This window comes from Ornithinibacillus californiensis (assembly GCF_001038485.1).
Taxonomy (GTDB): Bacteria; Bacillota; Bacilli; order Bacillales; family Amphibacillaceae; genus Ornithinibacillus; species Ornithinibacillus californiensis.
This window is the reverse complement of the sequence record NZ_LDUE01000038.1, coordinates 1-1,055: the sequence shown is the minus strand read 5'-3', so window position 1 is coordinate 1,055 and position 1,055 is coordinate 1. Positions and strand designations below refer to the sequence as shown.

Below are 1,055 nucleotides of genomic sequence, written 5' to 3'. Positions count from 1 at the left end.
TAAAAGTATAGGTCATAAACAGTTAATTAGTCAATGTTTATCCGTTTTACCTACAGAAGTTTTTTCATCACCTCTATTAAACTATGAGTATGACAAACTATCTGTTGACGCATTAATGAAAGTATTTGTGGCTGCTCAATTAGATAAGTGGGAATCTTATGAGGATATGGAAGAAAGGCTTCGTGCGAACCCAGAATTTCGAAATTCTATCAACCTTCCAAGTATTAGTGGTTCCCAACTTAGTCGTAGAATCAATACTCTGCCTACCGAATATACACAGGAGTTATTTCAAAGAGTGGTAAAAATCATTCAGGATTTAACGAAGGAACATAAAGGAATAAGTCCAGAAATTGGACTTTTAAAGGTTGTTGATTCTACACATATTAAACTTCCTCCAGAGCTTTGTGAATGGGCTTATGTTACCAAAGGTTGGAACGTAGTAAAAATGCACACTCGTCTTGTGGTTGTTTCAGAAGATGTCTCTTACCCTGACAAAATTGTGCCTTCCACAGGTAATGTCAGCGACTTTGAAACACCAGATTTACTCGTAGAAGAAGATGGGGCAACCTACTTGATGGATCGTGGATATCCTTCTACGAAGAATCTGATGACATGGCAAGAACAAGGGATTTCGTTTGTCGTTCGAATTTCGAAGAGTATTAAAGCTGTTCCTATTGAAAGATATGAAAATAATCATCCAGCGATTATTAGTGACGCAAAAGTCCGATATAGCTATGCAGATGAGCCAATTCGTTTGGTAGAATTTAAAGATGAAGAAGATAAAATTTATCGACTAATGACAACTCGATGGGACTTATCTGGACAACAGATTATGGACCTTTATCGTTATCGATGGACGATTGAGACCTTTTTTCGCTGGGTGAAACAACACTTAAATTTGGTTAAGATTTGGAGTACAAAGCCACAAGGAATGTGGAATCAAATGTTCCTTGCCTTAGCTGCATATGGCCTAGCTTTAATCCTTCAATTACAAACGAAAACAGAGAAGAAACTATGGCCATTTCTAAGGTTAATGAGAACGTATATGTATAAGA

General features: G+C 36.9%; 1 protein-coding gene. It reads left to right on the top strand.

The annotated features are described in order from the left end of the window. The coding region (locus tag TE34_RS09470; RefSeq protein ID WP_053075034.1) for an IS4 family transposase at positions 1–1,055 on the top strand (1,055 nt) is incomplete at both ends.